We start from the raw sequence: 19,294 nt of genomic DNA, 5'->3' as shown, positions 1-19,294 counted from the left end.
CTCTCGCGACAATGAACGAAGCGCGGCCGCCATCGGCCGCGCTTTTTGTCGTGTGCCCACTGTCTCGGCTTGCACCGTTCCGGTGGCTGGCGCATCGTTCAACTCTTCAAGAGCCAGTCGCCGTTCCACCGACTCGGTGGGGGCGGGGTGCGGGCATGTCCGCGCGAAGGCCGAATGCGAGGGGAGTGGGCGACGCATCATGGGATTGGCAGGGCACGGGAGCGACGGGTGTTGATGTCTGACGCGACGGGCTCAGCAGTGCCGGATCTCGGCGGCATGGCCACGCTGAACGACATCGTGCGCGCCCATGAGACCGCCGACAGCGCCGCCTATGAATGGCGTCTCGCGGATGACCGCCTGCAATGGAGCGCTTCCGCTGCGGCCTTTCTCGGCCCCGATGTCGATCGCGAACTCGCCAGCGGCCGCGGCTATGCCGCGATCGTCACGCCGGGCAGCGGGGGCGGACGCGCCGAGGCGGTCGAGGCGTGCCTTTCCGCCGGACTTGCCGGCGAATCCCAGCAATTCGACATTCGCTACAGCATCCGGCTGCCCGGCCGTGACGGTGCGCGCGAACTGCATCTCATCGATCGCGGCGTCTGCCATTTCGATGCCGGTGGCCGGGTGGAGCGGGTGCTCGGCCTTATCAAGGCCGATGCGTCCGGCGACGAGGGGCGGCGGCCGCTGTCGGCCGCCGTGCAGGTTCTACCCAATGCCGGTTCCGGCCGCAGGCCGTTTGCCATGCTGCTGAAGGACTGGCTCGACCGCGCGGGGCGGACAGGCGAGCCGTTCGGCGTCGCGCTCATCGACATCGACGACCTGGCGCGGCTGAACGACACCTATGGATTTGGCGCCGTCGACGAGGTGATCGAAATCTTCCGCCGCCGGCTGCGGGCCGAGCTGGGTGAGGGCGAGGCCATGGGGCGCTGTTCGGTCGGCAGCTTCGGCCTGCTGCTGCGGCTGCGCCCGGGCGAGGATTTCGCCGCTCGTGTCCATGCCATCGTGGATGCGGTCAATGCGAGGCCGCCAAGCACCGAGCGCGGTGTGGTGGCGGCCGGCGTCACTGCCGGGGCGCTCACGGCGCCGCATCAGGCCGGGACGCCGGCCGATGTCTTCCGCCGCGTCCAGGACGCGCTGTATCACGCGCGCCATCGCAGCCGCGGCAGCTTCGCTATCTTCGATTCGACCCTCGACCGCGCCGCCGAGCACCGTGCCAATCTCCAATTCGCCGACAATATCGTCCGCGCCCTGGACGAGGAGCGGGTCGGTCTCGCCTATCAGCCGGTGGCGACGGCCGAGACGCGCACCATCGCCTTTCACGAGGCACTGGTTCGGGTGCAGGGCCGCGACGGTTATGTGCTGGACGGTGCGGCGGTGATTCCCACCGCCGAGCGCTTCGGCCTCACCGGGCTGATCGACCGGCGCACGCTGCAACTGGCCTTCGCCACGCTCGCTGCCGATCCGCAGTTGACGCTGTCGGTGAACGTGTCGCCGACAAATCTCGACGACAGCAATTGGCTGACGTTGATGGAGAGCCATGCCGGTGACGGGCTGTGCCGACGGTTGATCGTCGAGATCACCGAAAGTGCCCGCCTCGTCGATATCGGCCATGTCCGGCGGCGCATCGACCGGCTGCACGAGCTCGGCTGCCGGGTGGCGATCGACGATTTCGGCGTCGGTTACACGTCGTTCCGCAGTCTGCGCGAGCTCCGCGTCGATATATTGAAGATCGACGGCAGCTTCGTCAGCGGGCTGATGCGGTCGGAGCCCGACAGCCATTTCGTGCGGGCGCTGATCGAGCTTGCCGCCCATCTTGGCGTCAGCACGGTAGCGGAGTGGGTGCTTGACGAGCCGACCGCGAGCCGGCTCGTCGAATGGGGCTGCACCTATCTGCAAGGTGAACTGATCGGCCTTGCCGCCCCGCAGCCGCTGCGGGGCTGAAAGCGTCCTTCCCGCCGGGGCTGCTCTGGGAGCGTTGCTCTCGCGGTTGATTCTCGCGGTTATTTCTTGGTGTCGGCGTCGCCGATCTTGTCGAGGCGCTTCTGCATCTCGGCGACTTGCCGCTTCAACTCGTCGAGATCGTCGGCCTTCACCGCCGGGGCCGCGGGGGTGGCCTCCTCGCGGGCGTTGGGCAGGAACATCTTGAAGGTGCGGTCGAAGATGTCGATGTTGCGCCGCACCTGCTCTTCCATCGCGCTGAAGCCTCCGGCAGGGAAACCACCCGTGGGGAATCCGCCCGTGGGGAAACCGCCGACGCCGAAGGTCTTGACGAACTGCTCGCGGAATTTTTCCTGGTCGCGCGTGAAATTCTCGATCGACATGTCAAGGTAGCGCGGCACCAGCATCTGCATGCTATCGCCGTAGAAGCGGATGATCTGGCGCAGAAAGTTGATGGGCAGCAGATTCTGGCCCTTGCCTTCCTGTTCGAAGATGATCTGGGTCAGCACCGAATGGGTGATGTCGTCGCCGGACTTGGCATCGTAAACGACGAAATCCTCGCCGTTTTTCACCATCAAAGCCAGATCCTCGAGCGTGACATAGGTACTCGTGCCAGTGTTGTAGAGCCGGCGGTTTGCATACTTCTTGATGGTCACGGGTTCGTTGGATTTCGCCATAGGAGCCGCTTGCCTTGTTGGTTTCCCCTTGAAAACTCTAGGGCGTTTCCGAACTGAGGGCTACAGGATTATCGGTGGACGAGGTGGTCTACAGCCTCTGGTATATTAAGGACGGCGTTCGAGCGGCCATTGACATGCGTCATACGACGTCACCACGATGTCCCTAAACTCGCTATAAGCCCGGTGCGGGATTTCTTCCTGCACCACATCTGCTTCCCATCGGAGGACGTTCAAACATGAAGGACGGCATCGTCATCGTCGGCGCCGCACGTACGCCCGTTGGCGCGTTCAACGGCGCTCTCTCCTCCCTGCCGGCACATGAGCTCGGCAAGATCGCGATCAACGCGGCGCTGGAGCGTGCCGGCGTTGCTCCCGGCGAGGTCAGCGAGACCATCATGGGGCAGATCCTTACCGCCGGCGCCGGCCAGAACCCGGCGCGCCAGGCCTCGGTTGCCGCCGGCATTCCGGTGGAGAGCCCGGCCTGGGGGGTGAACATGCTCTGCGGTTCCGGCCTGCGCGCGGTGGCGCTCGGCTTCCAGGCGATCGCCAATGGCGACAGCGACATCGTCGTCGCCGGCGGCCAGGAATCGATGAGCCAGGCGCCGCATTGCGCCAACCTGCGCAACGGCACCAAGATGGGCTCGCTTGAGATGGTCGACACCATGATCAAGGACGGCCTGTGGGACGCCTTCAACGGCTACCATATGGGCACCACCGCCGAGAACGTGGCCCGCCAGTGGCAGATCACCCGCGAGCAGCAGGACGAGTTCGCGGTCGGCTCGCAGAACAAGGCCGAGGCGGCGCAGAAGGCCGGCCGCTTCAAGGACGAGATCGTCCCCGTCACCATCTCGACCCGCAAGGGCGACATCGTGGTGTCCGACGACGAGTATCCCCGCCACGGCGCCACCATCGACAGCATGACCAAGCTGCGCCCGGCCTTTTCCAAGGATGGCACGGTGACCGCCGGCAACGCCTCGGGCATCAATGACGGCGCCGCCGCCATCGTGCTGATGAGCGCCGAGACCGCGGCCGCGCGCGGCGCCAAGCCGATCGGGCGGATTGTCTCCTGGGCGCAGGCCGGCGTCGATCCGGCCGTCATGGGTTCGGGTCCGATTCCGGCCTCGCGAAGGGCGCTGGAAAAGGCCGGCTGGACGGTTGCCGATCTTGACCTGGTCGAGGCCAACGAGGCCTTCGCCGCCCAGGCCTGCGCGGTGAACAAGGATCTCGGCTGGGATACCTCGAAGGTCAACGTCAATGGCGGCGCCATCGCCATCGGTCACCCGATCGGCGCTTCCGGCGCGCGCATCCTGACGACGCTGCTCTACGAAATGCAGAAGCGCGACGCCAAGAAGGCCCTCGCCACGCTGTGCATCGGCGGCGGCATGGGCATTGCCATGTGCATCGAGCGCGATTGACGCCTCCTGCCGGCGGCGCTTCCCCGCCGCCGGCCCGCTGGCCGCAAAGAGCCATGCGGAAATGATGGTCGGGCAGGCGTTTGGGAGCCTTGCCGATCGATAAAAACGACGTACAAGCCGTCGCAGGTTCCGGGACGGAAGCCGAGAGGGGAAGTCAGATGAGTCGCGTTGCGTTGGTCACCGGCGGAACCCGTGGAATCGGGGCCGCGGTGTGCAAGGCCTTGAAGGCTGCCGGGTACAAGGTCGCCGCCAACTATGCCGGCAATGAAGAGGCGGCCGCCGCCTTCACCGCCGAGACCGGCATCCCGACCTTCAAATGGGACGTATCGGATTTCGAGGCCTGCAAGGCCGGCGTCGCGAGCGTGGTCGCCCAGCTGGGTCCGGTCGATGTCCTGGTCAACAATGCCGGCATCACCCGCGACGGCATGCTGCACAAAATGACCGCCGAGCAGTGGTATGCGGTGATCAACACCAATCTCAACTCGGTGTTCAACATGTCCCGGCAGGTGATCGAGGGCATGCGCGAGCGCAGTTTCGGGCGCATCGTCAACATCTCCTCGATCAACGGCCAGAAGGGGCAGATCGGGCAGACCAACTATTCCGCCGCCAAGGCCGGCGACCTCGGCTTCACCCGGGCCCTGGCGCAGGAGAACGCCAATAAGGGCGTGACGGTAAACGCCATCTGCCCCGGCTATATCGCCACCGAAATGGTGAAGGCGGTGCCGCAGGAGGTCATCGAGAAGAAGGTGCTGCCGCACATCCCGGTCGGCCGGCTGGGCGAACCGGAGGAGATCGCCCGCTGCGTGGTGTTCCTGGCGGCGGACGAGGCGTCCTTCATCACCGGTTCGACGCTGTCCGCCAATGGCGGACAGTTCATGATCTGAGCGGCAGCGTTCCGGCCTCCCGCATCAGGTGGGACGGCCAGCTCGTTTAGGTCTTCGGAGCTCGGCCGGTTTCGGCGTCGAAATCGTTGCCGAGCAGGTAGCGGCTCGCGGTGGTCCCGAGCCTCCTGTTCTCCGTTGTCGCTCCAGCGTGGTGGCCGTAGCGGGCCATGGGCGCGCGTGGTCCCCGGCGTCGCGCCTCGGCTTCGACCGATCCGGTGTCCGCGCGCCGCAGCAATCGTCATGGCCTCCAATGCGATGACAGCAGCGGGGCAGCCGACATTGCAGGCGTCGAAGGGTATAGCCTCTGCTGCGAGGGTCCGCCGGCAAGGTGGGCGGCTTGCGCACCACTTGTCCATCCCGGCGCTAGGCAGAGCAGCCGTCATCGGCAGCGAGGGCCGGTCGTCCAAGGAAGGGCTTGGCGCCGCGGCCGGCGGCGGCCATAACGGGCGCCCACTCAGGTGCCTCCCATGTCCGCTTCGATCTCGCGCTCCTCCGCCACGCTCATCGGCTTTTCCGCCATCTTGCTCTGGGCGACGCTGGCGCTCGCCACCTCGGCGACCGGGGCGGTGCCGCCCTTTCTGCTCACCGCGCTCACCTTTGCCATCGGCGGCGCGGTGGGGCTGGCGGCTGCGGCGGTGCGCGGCGTCGGCCTGTCGGTGCTGCGCCAGCCTTGGCCGGTGTGGCTGCACGGCGTCGGCGGGCTGTTCGGCTACCATTTCTTCTATTTCTCGGCGCTGAAGCTGGCACCGCCGGCCGAGGCGGGGCTGATCGCCTATCTCTGGCCGCTGCTGATCGTGCTGATGTCGGCGGCGCTGCCGGGCGAGCGGCTGCGGCCGGCGCATATCGTCGGCGCGCTGATGGGGCTCGCCGGCACGGTGATGCTGCTCGGCGCCCGTGCCGGGGGCTTGGGCTTCTCGCCGGACTACCTGCCGGGCTATGCAGCGGCGGCGCTATGCGCGGTGATCTGGTCGGGCTACTCGGTCCTGGCGCGGCGATTTGCGCGGGTGCCGACCGAGGCGGTCGCCGGCTTTTGTCTCGTCACGGCGGCGCTGTCGGTGCCGTGCCATCTGTTGTTCGAGCCGTCGATCTGGCCGTCGGGAGCAACAGAGTGGCTGGCGGTGGCCGCGCTCGGCATCGGGCCGGTCGGTATCGCCTTCTATACCTGGGATATCGGCATGAAGCGCGGCGATATCCGCCTGCTCGGCGTCGCCTCCTATGCGGCGCCGGTGCTGTCGACGCTGCTCCTGGTGGCGACCGGCTTCGCCAGCGCCAGCTGGGCGCTGGCCGGGGCCTGCGCCCTCATTGTCGGCGGTGCCGGGGTGGCGACGCTGCTCGCCCGGAAATAGCCCGTCCGCGGAATCAGCCCGGCTGCCAGCCCGGTGCCGCGAGTTCGAAGCCGGCAAACTCGAAGCCGGGCGCCACGGTGCAGCCGACCAGCGTCCAGTCGCCGAGGCTCCTTGCCGCTTGCCATGTGCCACGCGGCACCACGCGCTGTGGCTCCTCGCCGGCGGCAAGGTCGGGTCCCAGCAGAAGGGATTGCACCGGCCCGGCATCGGTCGCCGCCAGCGAAAGCCTGAGCGGTGCGCCGGCGTGCCAGTGCCAGATCTCTACTGCGTCGACCCGGTGCCAGTGTGAGGCCTCGCCCGCCGCCAGCAGGAAATAGATGGCGGTGGAGGCGGCACGGCCGTCTTCCAGCCGGTGCGGATCGCGGTAGGTCTCGCGGAAATGTCCACCCTCGGGATGCGGTTCAAGCCCGAGGCGGGCAATGATGTCGGCGGCGGAGAGGGAAATGGCGGCCATCGCCGTCAGCCCCTGAACCGGCTCTTGAGCTCGCGCAGCTCGGTGAACACCGCCGCCGGGTCGGCACCGGCCAGGCCGAGCTTGGCCGCCAGCGTCGGGTCGTCGGCACGCAGGAACGGATTGCTCGCCTTTTCCGTGCCGATGGTGGTCGGCAGCGTCGGCTTGCCTTCGGCACGCAGCGCCTCGGCCAGCGCGAGCTGCTCGCGCGAGGCGGCATTGTCCGGGTCGACATGCACGGCGAAGCGGCCGTTTGAGACGGTGTATTCATGGCCGCAATAGACGGCGATGTCGTCCGGCAGCGCCCGCAGCCGCAGCAGCGATTCCCACAGCACCGGCGGATCGCATTCGAACGGCCGGCCGCAGCCCATGACAAACAGCGTGTCGCCGCTGAACAGCAGCCGTTCGCCCTCGAACAGGAAGACGATATGGCCCTTGGTATGGCCTGGGGTCTCCAGCACCCGGCCGACCAGGCTGCCCACTGCTACCGGATCGCCATCCGTCACCGCGAAATCGAGACCGGGAATGGTGTCGCGTTCCGCCTTCGGGCCGATCACGGTCGCGCCGTAGCGCGCCTTCAGCGCCTCGACCCCGGCAATGTGATCGGTGTGGTGATGGGTGACGAGGATGTGCGTCAGCGTCCAGTCCTCGCGCTCCAAGGCGGCAAGGATCGGCGCCACCTCCGGCACATCGACGACCGCGGTCGCCTCCGTCACCGGGTCGCGCAGCAGCACGGCGTAATTATCGGCGAGGCAGGGGATCAGGCGAAGCTCGACCGGCATGGCGGTTCCCGATGGGGGTTTCCGGAAGGCGTCCTCGGATGAGGAAGGCACGTGGTCCGGCGCTATTCGAGAACAGCGCCGGACCACGTGGTGTCCGGCTCAGCGGCATTCCTGCGTCGCGCGATCCACCGCCGCCGAGATTCCGCTCAGCGAATAGGTGTCGGTAGTGACGTTGCCGCGGGCCGACGTGCTTTTCACCACCACGTCCTTGCCGCGACGCATGGCATCGAGCAGGCGGTTCTCTTCCGCCACATTGCGCACCCAGGCGCCTGAGCCGCGCGTGTAAAGATCGAACGAGGCCGGACCGATGGTGAGCATGGCGTCCGAGCCCTCCTTCAGCGGGAAGCCCATGACCACGCTGATCTCGTTCTTGACGTTTTCGGCTGTGCGGGTGCTGACGAAGAAATAGGCGGGATCGCGGCTGAGGCCGGCGGGCGCGCGCGTTTTGGGCTGCGAGAGCGCGTAGCAGATCTTGCCGCTACCGCTGTCGTCCAGATAAACGCCCCAATCGCCGAACTGGCCAACCAGCTTCGGCGCCGCCTGGGCGCCAGCCGTTCCGATGAGTGCCAGTGCCAGGCCGGCGAGTGCCGCGCACGAAATGCGTCGTGCCATCGTCGATCGCTCCTGTGTTTATGCTTCCACCGCGGCTGCGGCTTTGCTCAATGCTCCGTTCAGACCGCTAAAGGGATATCTGCCCCTCGGACGGCTGTGAACCCTTGCGACCGGGATGTGATCGCTTTGCCGGAGAATTGGGCTCATCTTCGAGTGATTTTGTCAGGGAGGTAAATGAAGGATTACTGCGGCGGGTGAAAACCGTGGAAAGCCTTCACACGCGTGTGATTCGCCCGAGCGCCCGTCGCGCCGCCTCGCGGTGGGTCGGGGTGATATGGGCGGCGAGGAGATTGAGCGCAGTGGCAAGCACGGCGGCGTCGTCGGTGAAGCCGAGCACCGGCAGGATATCGGGAACCGTATCCGAGGGCAGCAGGAAATAGGCGAGCGAGCCGAACAGCATCGCCCGTACCTTCACCGGCGTGTCGCGGTCGAGCGCGCAGTAATAGGCTGCGGCGGCATCGGCGGCGAACGGGATGCGGGTGGCGACGCCGGCGAACTTGCGCCAGAAACCGGCGCGCACCTGCGCCTCGTCGCCGGCATCGTCAGCGCCGGCGAAACGCTGGTCCTCGATAAAGTCGAAATCGTCGGCTGCGGCGGCGTCGATGGGGCGGGTGGCCATATGACCCTCATGTGTCATGACCGTGAGATGGCCCCACTCATCCTCATCCGCAATATGTCCGGCGCAAGGCAGAACCGCAGGCGGGCGCCGTGCCATTACATCAGTGGGTAGGCGGCCTCGACACGGTAGGGGCCGCCACCGACCGAATCGCGCGAGGAGTAGAGCACGAAGCGCGAGACCTCGAAGCTCGGCGAGCGGAAGTAGCCACGCAGCGAGAGATAGTCCGCCACCTGCCGCGGGGCGGCGTCGCGCAGCCGGGCGAGGGTGACATGTGGGCGGAAGTTGCGTCCCTCGGGCGGCAGGCCGATGCGCTTCATCAGCCGCTCATGCTCGGCCTGCAGCTCGATCAGCGCGCTGTTGGCCTTCACCGCGGCGAAGATGGCGCGCGGCTTATTGTTGCCGAACTGGTCGACGCCGTCGAGGGTGAGGTCGAAGCCGAAGCGGTCCACCTCGTCGAGCGCTGCGGCCGCGTCGCGCGCCATGGCGTGATCGACATCGCCGATGAAGCGCAGGGTGACGTGATAGAATTCGGGGTCGATCCATCTCGCCCCGGGCAGGCCGCCGCGCAGCATCGACAGGGTGCCGGCGACATTGGCCGGGATTTCGAGGGCGGTGAAGAGCCGCGGCATGGCCGGCCTCCCTGATAACCTCGGGATCGTCTGCATCAATTTGATACGGATTCGGGCGCCGAGGAAAAGCGTAAAAATAGGGCAGTGCCAATATGGCCGCATCATGCCGGTCACGCCCCTCGGCGAAGCTGACGGCCTCGAATGAAGCCTGTATGTTGGGCCGCCATGACCGAATCAATCGACGATACCGACTCCGCCGCGCCTGCCGACCTGCCGGAAGCGCCGATTGCGTTTGCGTCGGTCGCGTCGATCTATCGCTACCCGGTCAAGGGGCTGACCCCGGAGCGGCTCGATCTCGCGGAACTGGTCGCCGGCGGCTATTTCCCCGGCGATCGGCTATATGCCATCGAGAACGGCCCCTCCGGCTTCGTGGCCGAAGCGCCGGCGTTTCAGCCGAAGATCAAGTTCCTGATGCTGATGCGCAATGAGCGGCTTGCCGCGCTTGAGGCGCGCTATGACGATGCCGCGACCACGCTCGTCATTCATCACGAGGGCGCCGAGGTGGCGCGCGGCGACCTTTCGACCGAGGCGGGCCGGGCGGCGATCGAATTGTTCTTCCAGCGCTATGCCCGCTACGAGCTGCGCGGTGCCCCGAAGATGCTGGCGGCGCCCGAGGGATTCCGCTTCGTCGATACCACCGAGGGCTACATTTCGCTCATCAACCTCGCCAGCTGCCAGGCGCTGGCGGCGCTGACCGGCAAGCCGGTCGATCCGCTGCGCTTCCGCGGCAATCTCTATCTCGCCGGCATGGAGCCGTGGGAGGAGTTCGATCTGGTCGGCCACACCATCGAGATCGGCGAGCAGGTGAAGCTGAAGATCACCGAGAGCATCGTCCGCTGTGCCGCCACTAATGTCGATCCGGTTACTGCCATGCGCGACCTGGACATTCCCGGCACGCTGATGCGCCGCCTCGGCCATAATCATTGCGGTATCTTCGCCGAGGTGGTGTCCGGCGGATCGATCGCCGAGGGCGACGCGGTACGCCTGCGGCTCTAGTTTCTCCATAACCTCAGAAGCGAAAGACGGGTGGCGCGAGCTGCCCTGCTGACGCGCGCCTGCCTGTTCCGGCCCTATCCGGAGGCGCCGCCCGTCGCCCCCGGAAGCGTGCCCTGTCGGGCCGGTTCCCCTGCCTCATGGGACCGTGCCCTGAAAAGGCGACAGCCCGGCACAAGGCCGGGCTGCTTACAGCGTCAATCTGCCAGCCGGTGAAGGCCTCACTCGCCGGCTTCGGCGGGCTCGGCCGGGGTTTCGCCCTCGGCATCTCCGGCGCGGCGGTAGCGACGCCGGCGGGTACGCGGCTTGGCGGCCTCATCGACGGCTTCCGCCTCCGGCACCGAGGCTGGCGTCTCGGAAGCGGCGGGCTCGGCGGCGGGAGCCGGAGCCGCTGCGGCGCGAGACCTGCGCGCGGGCGCGGGGGGCGCCGCGAGGGGGAGGGGCTCGGGTTCCGGCTGCGGCGCGGGCTGCGCCGCCACGGGGAGAGGGGCCGGGGTCGGCTCGGCCGGCACAGGTGCCGCCACCGGCGTTACCGGGACAGGGCCGGTGCTCTGGGTGATGAAGGCCGGCAGGCCGATCTCAGCCTCGACGTCCGGGCCGAGGGTCGGCTGCGGCTGGTTGCCCGGATCGCGATAAGCGTTATCGCGCGCCTCGCGATAGGGGCGCTCGCCGCGCTGCCAGCGGTTCTCGCGCGGCTGGTCGGAACGCTGATCGCGGTCATCGCGAGGCGCACGCTCCTGCCGCTGAACATTGCGATCCTGGCCCCGATCCCGATCCTGGCCCCGATCCCGGTCCTGATTGCGGTCGCGGTCCTGATTACGGTCCTGGCTTCGGTCCCGATCCTGATTGCGGTCGCGATCCTGACTGCGGTCCTGGTTACGATCGCGATTGTCGCGATTGTCTCGGCTATCCCGGTTGTCGCGGCGATTATAGTTGTCCCGATCGCGGTAGCCGTCGCGGGCAGGCTCACGCCCGCCTTCCTCGCGCTGGGGCACCTCGCGCGGCTGCTGCTGGTTCGGCTGCGCTTCGCCGGATTCCTCGAAGTCGAAGTCGTCCTCATCCTCGTCCGGACGCTGGAACGGCTGGCCCTGCACGCCGAACTGTGCCTGCACCGCGGCGATAATGCGGAAATAATGCTCGGCGTGCTGGAGATAGTTCTCCGCCGCCACCGGATCGCTGGAGGCCTGCGCGTCGCGGGCGAGCTGCAGATACTTCTCGGCGATGGTCTGGGCGGTGCCCCGGACCTTCACGTCCGGCCCGTTCGACTCATAAACCCGGGTGAGCGGGTTCTGGCCGCGCCGATTGGGGTTGTTGTTGTTCCGGCCACGCATACGCTTCTGCTGGTTATTATTTCGCATCGAGTCTGGTCTCTGCTGCCGCACGTCCGGGCCGGGCCGAAGCGCCGTTTCCGGGAGCATGCGGGAGGGTCAATCGCCTTCTGGGGTCCGTATCGTCTTCGTTTGCGTCACAATTGTCGGTATCGAGCGCAGCCTTCGGAAAAATCTCGACCGGGCAATTCCGGCACATCTCGGCGCAGGAGCCGGCGGATATACTCCGCGCGATCCGCTTGCGCGGAACAGCCCTGGAGGTGGATCGCCCGGCAAGATCCTTCCAGATCCGGTGCGCCGCAGCGAGGCCAGAACCTCCGAGGCATGAACCTCTTCTTGCGCCAGGGGCCGGATCCGACCGGAAAATCCGATCGCTGCCACGGCAACCACCCTGTCGGCACGCCAAAGGCGTTGCCGTCAGCTTCGCGTCTTGCCGCACGGTGACATGCGGCCAAACGACGGAAGCAATTATGTCCTAGGTGACATCGACCTCCCTTGCGGGAGAGCTTTCCGGTCAGGGGACCGTCCCGGCCGCGCAAGCCGTTCCGAAATCAACATCCTGTCGGTGAATGATGTCTCAGGTCGATTCCTGTGACCGGACACTAATCGGTTCGGTAGTCGGTTCCAAGCCCTTTTTTGCTGCTGGCCGGTGATCTCATGCCGGTGTGGTAACGAGGGCGCGGGCGATGCCGCCGAGATCGGCGCGCGCCGGACCGTCGATGTGAAGGCCCACCGCCTCGACCAACCGAGCGACGTCCGCCTCCTGTCCTGCCCCGAGTTCGAGAATCACCCGGCCTCCGGGCAACAATAGGGCGGGCAGATGACAGGCTATGGCGCGGTATGCCGTCAGCCCATCTGCCCCACCGTCAAGCGCCATATGGGGATCGTGGGCGCGCACGTCCACCTCCAGCCCGTCTATGTCGGCGGTTTCGATATAGGGCGGGTTGGAGATGACGAGATCGAAGCGCCCGCAGAGCGCCGAGGCCCAGTCGCCGACCATCACGGCGGCACGCGCGAAAAGACCGAGCGCGGCAAGATTGGCACGTGCCTGCCGCGCCGCGCCCTCCGAACGATCGACGCCGATGCCGACCGCGTTGGGCCGTTCGGAGAGGAGGGCGGCGAGGATGGCGCCGCTACCGGTGCCGAGGTCGAGCACCCGCAACGGTCGCAGGCGCTCGGGAAAAGCGGCGAGGGCGGCTTCCACCAGCGTCTCGGTTTCCGGGCGCGGCACCAGCGTCTCGGGGGAGAGCGTGAAATCGAGGCTCCAGAATTCGCGCCGCCCGGTCAGGCGGGCCAGCGGCTCGCCGGCGGCGCGGCGGCGGGCGAGGTTGCGCAGCCGCTGCGCGTCGGCATCCTCGACGGGAAGTTCCGCGCGGACGATCATGTCGGCATCGCCAAGCGATAGCGCCTGCCGGATCAGCAGGCGGGCTTCCCGCGCGGGCGATTCGAGGCCGGCGGCGGCGAGGAGCCCGGCGATCTCGCTCATCAGCGCAGCGCGGGAGGCCGGCATCGGCCTAGTTCCAGCCGGCCGATTCGGCCTCGGCCAGCAGCGCCGCCTGGTACTCGGTGACGAGCGCGTCGACGAGGTCGCCCAGCGCATCGCCGGCAACGATCTCCGGCAGCTTGTAGAGGGTGAGGCCGATGCGGTGATCGGTCACACGCGCCTGCGGGAAATTATAGGTGCGGATGCGCTCGGAGCGGTCGCCGGAGCCGACTTGCAGCTTGCGCTCGCTGGCGCGGGCGCTGTCGCGCTTCTCGCGCTCGGCCTCGTATATCCGTGCCCGCAGCATGCCCATGGCACGGGCCTTGTTCTTGTGCTGCGAGCGCTCGTCCTGCACGGCGACGACGGTGCCTGTCGGGATATGGGTGATGCGCACCGCGCTTTCGGTCTTGTTGACATGCTGGCCACCGGCACCGGAGGCGCGGAAGACGTCGATGCGCAGGTCGCCCTCGTCGATGGCGATGTCGACCTCCTCGACCTCCGGCAGCACCGCCACCGTGGCGGCGGAGGTGTGGATGCGGCCCGAACCCTCGGTGTCCGGCACGCGCTGCACGCGATGCACGCCGGATTCGAATTTCAGTTTCGCATAGGCGCCGCGGCCATGGATGGCGGCGATGATTTCCTTGTAGCCGCCGGCGGCGCCCTCGCTCATCGACATGACTTCGACCGACCAGCCGTTCAGCGAGGCGAATCGCTCATACATGCGGAACAGGTCGCCGGCGAACAGCGCCGCCTCGTCGCCTCCGGTGCCGGCGCGCACCTCGAGGATGACGCCGCGCTCATCCATGGCGTCCTTCGGCAGCAGGGCGAGCCGCACCTCGTGAACGAGCGCCTCGGTCGTCTCTTCCAGAGCGGCGGCCTCCTCGGCGGCGAGGGCGGCCATCTCCCGGTCCCCGGCGGCATCTTCCGCGAGCAGCCGTGCCTCGGCGAGCTCGCGCTCGGCGGCGCGCAGCGCCTTCACCCGCTCGATCAGCGGCGAGAGGTCGGCGAATTCGCGCGAGAGCCGGACATAAGCCTCCGCATCCGGGCTGGCCGAAAGCGCGTGCTCGATCTCGGCGTGGCGGGCGAGAAGCTGGTCGAGGCGGGCATCGGGCAGAGCGGTGGTCACAGTGGCAGGCCGGTGGTTTCGGCAAAGGCCTTCAGATGCGGGCGCAGGCTGGGAATATAGGCTTCGCCGTTCAGCAGCGGCTTGACCAGGGCGGAGACGGCGCCGAGATCGAGATCGAGGAACATCGCCTTCACCGGGCCGTAGGATGCGGGCGAAAGCGAAAGCTTGCGATAGCCGATGGCGGCGAGCGCCAGCGCTTCCAGCGGCCGCGAGGCGAGTTCGCCGCACAGGGTCACCTGCTTGCCGTGGCGTTCGGCGGCGTCGGCGATGGTCTTGAGCGCATTGAGCGCCGGCGGCGACAGCGGGTCGAAGCGGTCGGCGACGCGCGGATTGCCGCGATCGGCGGCGAACAGGAACTGCACCAGGTCGTTGGAGCCGACCGAGGCGAAATCGATGCGCTCGAACAGCGCGTCGAGCTGGAACAGCAGCGAGGGCACTTCCAGCATCACCCCCACCAGCACCCGCTCAGGCAGGCCGTGGCCGTGGCGGCGCAGATGGGTGAGCTCGCGCTCGACGATATGGCGCGCCTTGTCGAACTCTTCCACCGCCGCGACCATCGGGAAGATCAGCCGCAGCTCGCGGCCATTGGCGGCGCGGAGCAGGGCGCGGACCTGGCTGCGCAGCAGGCCCGGGCGGTCGAGGCCGAGGCGGATGGCGCGCCAGCCCAGCGCCGGGTTCTCTTCCTCGATCGCCCGCATATAGGGCAGCACCTTGTCGCCGCCGATGTCGAGGGTGCGGAACACCACCGGCCGGCCATCGGCCGCGTCCAGCACCGCGCGATAGAGCTTGAGCTGCTCATTGGTGCGCGGGAAGGCGGAGGCGATCATGAACTGCAGTTCGGTGCGGAACAGGCCGATGCCCGAGGCGCCGGTCTCGTCGATGTGCGGCAGGTCGACCAGCAGGCCGGCATTCAGATGCAGGTCGATGGCGACGCCGTCCTTGGTGACGGTCGGCACGTCGCGCAGCGCGGCATATTGCTCCAGCCGCTTGGCCCGGAACCGCACCTTCTCGACATAGACGCCCTCGACATCGGTGGGCGGGCGCACATGCACCTCGCCGCTGACGCCGTCGACGATGATCGGGTCGCCGGCATCGACGAGGCCGACAATGTTCTCGATATGCCCGACCGCGGCGATGTTGAGCGCGCGGGCGACGATGGTGAGGTGGCTGGTCGCCGCGCCTTCCTCCAGCACCAGGCCGCGGATGCGGGTGCGGTCGTAGTCGAGCAGCGCCGCCGGGCTCATATTGCGGGCGACGATGATCGCGTTGTCGGGGAGCGCCATCTTCTCCGGCCCGCCGGCGCGGCCGGTGAGCTGGCGCAGCAGCCGGTTGGCGAGGTCGTCGAGGTCGTGCATCCGCTCGCGCAGATAGGGGTCGGTCATGCGCAGCATGCGCGCGCGGGTGTCCGACTGCACGCGCTCGACCGCGCCTTCCGCGGTGAGGCCGGTCATCACCGCCTCGCGCATGCGGTTGATCCAACCGCGGTCGTGGGCGAACATCCGGTAGGCTTCGAGGATCTCGCGGTGTTCGCCGACGCGGGCGACCCCCTCATCCTCCAGCATGATGTCGATGGAGGCGCGCAGTGTCTGGACCGCGTGATCAACGCGGTCCAGCTCGGCCGGCACGTCGTCGGCGATGACCTTGGTCACCTCGATGCGCGGCTCGTGCAGCACCACATGGCCGAGGCCTATGCCCTCGGAGAGCGCGCTGCCGGTGAGGTGCAGCGGGCGGCGGGCGGCGGGCTCGGCACCGGGTAGGGCGAGGGCGGTCAATTCGCCGGAGGCGATGATCTCGGCGAGCACCATGGCGGTGGTCTGCAGCGCCTCGATCTCCTCCTCGGTATAGGAGCGATGGGCGCGGTTCTGCACCACCAGCACGCCGAGCGTATTGCCGGCGCGCAGGATCGGCACGCCGAGGAACGAATGGTAGATCTCCTCGCCGGTTTCCGGCCGATAGGAGAAGGCGGGGTGCGCCTGGGCGTTGGAGAGGCTGATCGGCTCGGCCTCGCGGGCCACCGTGCCGACGAGGCCCTCGTCGATGCGCATCACCGTCAGATGCACGGCGCTGCGGTTGAGGCCCTCGGTGGCGTAGAGCTCCAGCGTGCCGTCGACGCGCAGCACATAGACCGAGCAGACCTCGGCCACCATGTTGGCCGCGATCAGCACGACGATCTTGTCGAGGCGGTCCTGCGCGCTGACCGGCTCCGCCATGACTTCGCGCAGGCGGCGCAGCAGCACGCGCGGACCGCCGAGGGCGCTACGCATCGGCCGTCCCTGGAAGCCGGGCAAAACCCGGATCTATCGAAGAATCGGCGCGGCCGGGGTCGCGCCGCCGAAATAATGCCGTCAGGCGTCGAGCCCGTATACCGAATGCAGCGTCCGCACCGCAAGTTCGGTATAAGCCGCATCGATCAGCACCGAGATCTTGATCTCGGAAGTGGAGATGGCGCGGATGTTGATACCGCGTTCGGACAGCGCCTTGAAGGCGCGGGCGGCGACGCCGGCATGCGAGCGCATGCCGATGCCGATGATCGAGATCTTCACCACGTCGGTGGCGCCCTCGATGGTCTCGAAGCCGATCTCCGACTTGACCGCCGCGAGCGCCGCCTTGGCGCGCTCGAAATCGGCGGTCGGCACGGTGAAGGTGATGTCGGTATGGCCTTCCGCCGAAATGTTCTGCACGATCATGTCGACGTTGATGTTGGCATCGGCCAACGGCACGAAGACGTTGGCGGCGATGCCCGGCTTGTCCGGCACGCGGCGGATGCTCACCTGGGCCTCGTCGCGCGCGAAGGCGATGCCGGTGACGACTTCACTCTCCACGATTTCCTCCTCGTCGCAGATCAGGGTGCCCGGCGGATCGCCGGCGGTCTTGAGTTCCGGTGCATCCGGGTCGGTGAAGCTGGAGCGCACGAAGGTCCGCACCTTGTGCACCATGGCCATCTCGACCGAGCGCACCTGCAGCACCTTGGCGCCCAGCGACGCCATCTCCAGCATCTCCTCGAAGGCGACCTTGTCGAGGCGCTTGGCCTTGGGGACGATGCGCGGGTCGGTAGTATAGACGCCATCGACGTCGGTATAGATGTCGCAGCGATCGGCCCTGATGGCGGCGGCCACCGCCACCGCGCTGGTGTCGGAGCCGCCGCGCCCCAGCGTGGTGACCCGGCCGGACGGCTCGTGGATGCCCTGGAAGCCGGCAATCACCGCCACCTCGCGGCCGGCGCCGAATCGGCGGACGATCTCGTCGCCGTTCACCGACAGGATGCGCGCCGAGCCATGGGCGTCGTCGGTGGAGATCGGCAGCTGCCAGCCCTGCCAGGAGCGGGCCGCAATGCCCATGTCCCGCAGCGCGATGGCAAGAAGACCCGACGTCACCTGCTCGCCCGAGGCGACGATGGCGTCATATTCGGGGGCATCGTACAGCACCGCCGTGTCGCGGCACCAGGCGACCAGCTCGTTGGTCTTGCCGGACATGGCGGAAACCACCACGGCGACCTCGTGACCGGCGTCGATCTCGCGTTTGACGTGGCGGGCGACGTTCTTGATGCGCTCCACGTTCGCGACGGACGTGCCGCCGAACTTCATCACCAGACGTGCCATGGGAAGAAACCGTACCGCTTTGTTCTTATGTCGGGCGCAGGGGAGGGAGCCCCCGGCCGAAAAGGCGCGTATACATATCCACCTCGCGCCCCGCCCGCAACGGGCGCGCGTGGGTCGGCGGCGAGCTTGGAATTCTTCCCGGCTGCGCCCGTTTCCGACCGGTTGAGCCCGATTGACCCGAGAGCGCCTGATGACCGAGACCGCCGACACCGCCACCACCGTCGATCCTCGCGAAGTGGAGCGCTTCGCCGCTCTCGCTGCCGAATGGTGGAATCCGCGCGGCAAGATGGGGGTTCTCCACAAGTTCAATCCGGTACGGCTCGCCTATCTGCGCGAGAAGATCGTCACCCATTTCAACCGCGACCCGCGCGCCATGCGCCCGCTGGAGGGGCTGCGCCTGCTCGATATCGGCTGCGGCGGCGGACTGCTGTGCGAGCCGCTGGCGCGGATGGGGGCCACCGTGGTCGGCATCGATCCCGCCGAGCGCAATGTGCGCGTCGCCTCCCTCCATGCCGGGGAGAGCGGCGCGCCTGTCGAGTATCGTGCCACCACCGCCGAGGCGATGGCGGCAGCCGGCGAGCGCTTCGACGTGGTGCTGGCGATGGAGGTGGTCGAGCATGTCGCCGATGTCGGGCTGTTCGTGAACAGCGCGGCGGAGATGGTGAAGCCGGGCGGGCTGATGTGCGCCGCGACGCTGAACCGCACCGGCCGCAGCTTCGCCCTCGCCATCGTCGGCGCCGAATATGTGCTCGGCTGGCTGCCGCGGGGCACGCATGACTGGAAGCGCTTCGTCACCCCCGAGGAACTGGCGGCGGCGATGACCGCCGGGGGCCTCGCCGTGACCGATCGCGAGGGCGTGGTTTTCAATCCGCTGCTCGCCGAATGGCGCCGCTCCACCGATCTGGCGGTCAACTACATGCTGCTCGCCGAACGGCCGGCGTGAGGCGGCCCGCCGAATCCGGCCGACACCTCAATAGACGATGCGGTTCTCCGGCCGGATGATCGGGGCGACACGCTCCGCCAGCCATTCGCGGCCGATCCGGCGCCGCACGGCGTCATCGCTGGCGAGAATGCTGAGTTCGCTGCGGTCGAAGCCGGCCGCCTCGAGATCCTTGACGGCGCGCTCCAGCCGTTGGGCGCTGTCGAACAGTCCGACCGCCTTGGTCCGGGATGGTAGCTTACGAGCGTCGAAAGCCATGGTGAAGCCTCCCATGCCACGGGCGGCCGAGCACCGCCCGACCGGGGCACTATAACCTGGAATGGCGCTGATTGCCCGAGGCGACCGGCGGCGGCCGGCCTCGGTATTTTCTGGTCCGGCGCCCCCTTTCGTTGCCGATCTGCCACACTACATGAGCAGGGACGGATCGCCTGATCGGGGTTCGTCGCGGTGGCCGGGATACGGGCGCCGCCGTCCC

General features: G+C 67.7%; 18 protein-coding genes. 6 read left to right on the top strand and 12 right to left on the bottom strand.

Annotated elements, in window-relative coordinates:
• Positions 1–234 precede the first annotated feature (234 nt).
• Complete coding sequence (locus tag KHC24_RS08095) at positions 235–1,938, top strand: GGDEF and EAL domain-containing protein (RefSeq protein WP_213362018.1); 1,704 nt, start codon at positions 235–237, stop codon at positions 1,936–1,938.
• A 59-nt stretch (positions 1,939–1,997) separates the two neighbouring features.
• Here KHC24_RS08095 and phaR read toward each other — a convergent pair whose 3' ends face one another.
• Positions 1,998–2,612, bottom strand: a complete 615-nt coding sequence (phaR, locus tag KHC24_RS08090; protein WP_213362016.1) for a polyhydroxyalkanoate synthesis repressor PhaR — start codon at positions 2,610–2,612, stop codon at positions 1,998–2,000.
• 236 nt (positions 2,613–2,848) lie between these two features.
• Here phaR and KHC24_RS08085 point away from each other — a divergent pair, with 236 nt between their 5' ends.
• The 3 genes from KHC24_RS08085 to yddG all read left to right on the top strand — a co-directional run bounded on the left by KHC24_RS08085 (position 2,849) and on the right by yddG (position 6,257).
• The gene (locus KHC24_RS08085; protein ID WP_213362002.1) at positions 2,849–4,027 is read left to right on the top strand and encodes an acetyl-CoA C-acetyltransferase; all 1,179 of its coding nucleotides are present in this window, start codon (positions 2,849–2,851) and stop codon (positions 4,025–4,027) included.
• A gap of 158 nt (positions 4,028–4,185) precedes the next feature.
• Entirely contained in the window at positions 4,186–4,911 is a 726-nt protein-coding gene (phbB, locus tag KHC24_RS08080; RefSeq protein WP_213362000.1) for an acetoacetyl-CoA reductase, read from the top strand.
• A gap of 467 nt (positions 4,912–5,378) precedes the next feature.
• A complete protein-coding gene (yddG, locus tag KHC24_RS08075; protein ID WP_213361998.1) occupies positions 5,379–6,257 on the top strand; it encodes an aromatic amino acid exporter YddG in 879 nt (292 codons plus the stop codon).
• 13 nt (positions 6,258–6,270) lie between these two features.
• On the opposite strand, the gene KHC24_RS08070 is transcribed toward yddG, so the two are convergent.
• From KHC24_RS08070 to thpR, 5 genes are all read right to left on the bottom strand, one after another.
• Entirely contained in the window at positions 6,271–6,711 is a 441-nt protein-coding gene (locus KHC24_RS08070; RefSeq protein ID WP_213361996.1) for a cupin domain-containing protein, read from the bottom strand.
• Positions 6,712–6,716: 5 nt separating this feature from the next.
• Positions 6,717–7,490 (bottom strand): hydroxyacylglutathione hydrolase, encoded by a 774-nt coding sequence (gene gloB / locus KHC24_RS08065; RefSeq protein WP_213361994.1) that lies wholly within the window; start codon positions 7,488–7,490, stop codon positions 6,717–6,719.
• A gap of 99 nt (positions 7,491–7,589) precedes the next feature.
• Positions 7,590–8,102 (bottom strand): invasion associated locus B family protein, encoded by a 513-nt coding sequence (locus KHC24_RS08060; protein WP_213361993.1) that lies wholly within the window; start codon positions 8,100–8,102, stop codon positions 7,590–7,592.
• 214 nt (positions 8,103–8,316) lie between these two features.
• Positions 8,317–8,721: a YkvA family protein gene (locus KHC24_RS08055; protein WP_213361991.1), complete on the bottom strand. Its 405-nt coding sequence runs from the start codon at positions 8,719–8,721 to the stop codon at positions 8,317–8,319.
• Positions 8,722–8,816: 95 nt separating this feature from the next.
• Positions 8,817–9,350, bottom strand: coding sequence for an RNA 2',3'-cyclic phosphodiesterase (thpR, locus tag KHC24_RS08050; RefSeq protein ID WP_213361990.1), 534 nt, complete (start codon positions 9,348–9,350; stop codon positions 8,817–8,819).
• A 165-nt stretch (positions 9,351–9,515) separates the two neighbouring features.
• Here thpR and KHC24_RS08045 point away from each other — a divergent pair, with 165 nt between their 5' ends.
• Positions 9,516–10,346, top strand: a complete 831-nt coding sequence (locus KHC24_RS08045; RefSeq protein WP_213361989.1) for an MOSC domain-containing protein — start codon at positions 9,516–9,518, stop codon at positions 10,344–10,346.
• Positions 10,347–10,564: 218 nt separating this feature from the next.
• On the opposite strand, the gene KHC24_RS08040 is transcribed toward KHC24_RS08045, so the two are convergent.
• The 5 genes from KHC24_RS08040 to KHC24_RS08020 all read right to left on the bottom strand — a co-directional run bounded on the left by KHC24_RS08040 (position 10,565) and on the right by KHC24_RS08020 (position 17,879).
• Positions 10,565–11,761 carry a DUF4167 domain-containing protein gene (locus KHC24_RS08040; RefSeq protein ID WP_246546396.1) on the bottom strand — a complete coding sequence of 399 codons (1,197 nt, stop codon included), beginning with the start codon at positions 11,759–11,761 and terminating at the stop codon, positions 10,565–10,567.
• 565 nt (positions 11,762–12,326) lie between these two features.
• Positions 12,327–13,181, bottom strand: coding sequence for a peptide chain release factor N(5)-glutamine methyltransferase (prmC, locus tag KHC24_RS08035; RefSeq protein WP_213361987.1), 855 nt, complete (start codon positions 13,179–13,181; stop codon positions 12,327–12,329).
• Between the two features lie 4 nt (positions 13,182–13,185).
• Positions 13,186–14,280, bottom strand: a complete 1,095-nt coding sequence (gene prfA, locus KHC24_RS08030) for a peptide chain release factor 1 (RefSeq protein ID WP_213361983.1) — start codon at positions 14,278–14,280, stop codon at positions 13,186–13,188.
• Positions 14,277–16,544 carry a phosphoenolpyruvate--protein phosphotransferase gene (gene ptsP, locus KHC24_RS08025; RefSeq protein ID WP_213361977.1) on the bottom strand — a complete coding sequence of 756 codons (2,268 nt, stop codon included), beginning with the start codon at positions 16,542–16,544 and terminating at the stop codon, positions 14,277–14,279. Before ptsP ends, prfA begins: the two co-directional genes overlap by 4 nt.
• Before the next feature lie 81 nt (positions 16,545–16,625).
• Positions 16,626–17,879 (bottom strand): aspartate kinase, encoded by a 1,254-nt coding sequence (locus KHC24_RS08020; RefSeq protein ID WP_213361974.1) that lies wholly within the window; start codon positions 17,877–17,879, stop codon positions 16,626–16,628.
• Positions 17,880–18,069: 190 nt separating this feature from the next.
• Here KHC24_RS08020 and ubiG point away from each other — a divergent pair, with 190 nt between their 5' ends.
• A complete protein-coding gene (gene ubiG, locus KHC24_RS08015; protein ID WP_213361970.1) occupies positions 18,070–18,822 on the top strand; it encodes a bifunctional 2-polyprenyl-6-hydroxyphenol methylase/3-demethylubiquinol 3-O-methyltransferase UbiG in 753 nt (250 codons plus the stop codon).
• Positions 18,823–18,849: 27 nt separating this feature from the next.
• Here the strand turns inward: ubiG and KHC24_RS08010 are convergent, their stop codons facing one another.
• Complete coding sequence (locus KHC24_RS08010; RefSeq protein WP_213361966.1) at positions 18,850–19,077, bottom strand: general stress protein; 228 nt, start codon at positions 19,075–19,077, stop codon at positions 18,850–18,852.
• Positions 19,078–19,294 lie beyond the last annotated feature (217 nt).

Source organism: Ancylobacter defluvii, assembly GCF_018390605.1.
In the GTDB taxonomy this organism is placed as follows: domain Bacteria; phylum Pseudomonadota; class Alphaproteobacteria; order Rhizobiales; family Xanthobacteraceae; genus Ancylobacter; species Ancylobacter defluvii.
The sequence above is the reverse complement of the archived record's forward strand: the minus strand, read 5'-3'. Positions and strand labels throughout refer to the sequence as shown.

What these genes read in the sequence shown, in the direction of transcription:
- thpR (WP_213361990.1), bottom strand. Translation starts at nt 9,350, where the DNA reads ATGCCGCGGCTCTTCACCGCCCTCGAAATCCCGGCCAATGTCGCCGGC.
- phaR (WP_213362016.1), bottom strand. Translation starts at nt 2,612, where the DNA reads ATGGCGAAATCCAACGAACCCGTGACCATCAAGAAGTATGCAAACCGC.
- KHC24_RS08085 (WP_213362002.1), top strand. Translation starts at nt 2,849, where the DNA reads ATGAAGGACGGCATCGTCATCGTCGGCGCCGCACGTACGCCCGTTGGC.
- KHC24_RS08020 (WP_213361974.1), bottom strand. Translation starts at nt 17,879, where the DNA reads ATGGCACGTCTGGTGATGAAGTTCGGCGGCACGTCCGTCGCGAACGTG.
- prmC (WP_213361987.1), bottom strand. Translation starts at nt 13,181, where the DNA reads ATGCCGGCCTCCCGCGCTGCGCTGATGAGCGAGATCGCCGGGCTCCTC.
- gloB (WP_213361994.1), bottom strand. Translation starts at nt 7,490, where the DNA reads ATGCCGGTCGAGCTTCGCCTGATCCCCTGCCTCGCCGATAATTACGCC.
- KHC24_RS08010 (WP_213361966.1), bottom strand. Translation starts at nt 19,077, where the DNA reads ATGGCTTTCGACGCTCGTAAGCTACCATCCCGGACCAAGGCGGTCGGA.
- KHC24_RS08095 (WP_213362018.1), top strand. Translation starts at nt 235, where the DNA reads ATGTCTGACGCGACGGGCTCAGCAGTGCCGGATCTCGGCGGCATGGCC.
- KHC24_RS08060 (WP_213361993.1), bottom strand. Translation starts at nt 8,102, where the DNA reads ATGGCACGACGCATTTCGTGCGCGGCACTCGCCGGCCTGGCACTGGCA.
- KHC24_RS08045 (WP_213361989.1), top strand. Translation starts at nt 9,516, where the DNA reads ATGACCGAATCAATCGACGATACCGACTCCGCCGCGCCTGCCGACCTG.
- ptsP (WP_213361977.1), bottom strand. Translation starts at nt 16,544, where the DNA reads ATGCGTAGCGCCCTCGGCGGTCCGCGCGTGCTGCTGCGCCGCCTGCGC.
- KHC24_RS08055 (WP_213361991.1), bottom strand. Translation starts at nt 8,721, where the DNA reads ATGGCCACCCGCCCCATCGACGCCGCCGCAGCCGACGATTTCGACTTT.
- phbB (WP_213362000.1), top strand. Translation starts at nt 4,186, where the DNA reads ATGAGTCGCGTTGCGTTGGTCACCGGCGGAACCCGTGGAATCGGGGCC.
- ubiG (WP_213361970.1), top strand. Translation starts at nt 18,070, where the DNA reads ATGACCGAGACCGCCGACACCGCCACCACCGTCGATCCTCGCGAAGTG.
- KHC24_RS08070 (WP_213361996.1), bottom strand. Translation starts at nt 6,711, where the DNA reads ATGGCCGCCATTTCCCTCTCCGCCGCCGACATCATTGCCCGCCTCGGG.
- KHC24_RS08040 (WP_246546396.1), bottom strand. Translation starts at nt 11,761, where the DNA reads ATGCTCCCGGAAACGGCGCTTCGGCCCGGCCCGGACGTGCGGCAGCAG.
- yddG (WP_213361998.1), top strand. Translation starts at nt 5,379, where the DNA reads ATGTCCGCTTCGATCTCGCGCTCCTCCGCCACGCTCATCGGCTTTTCC.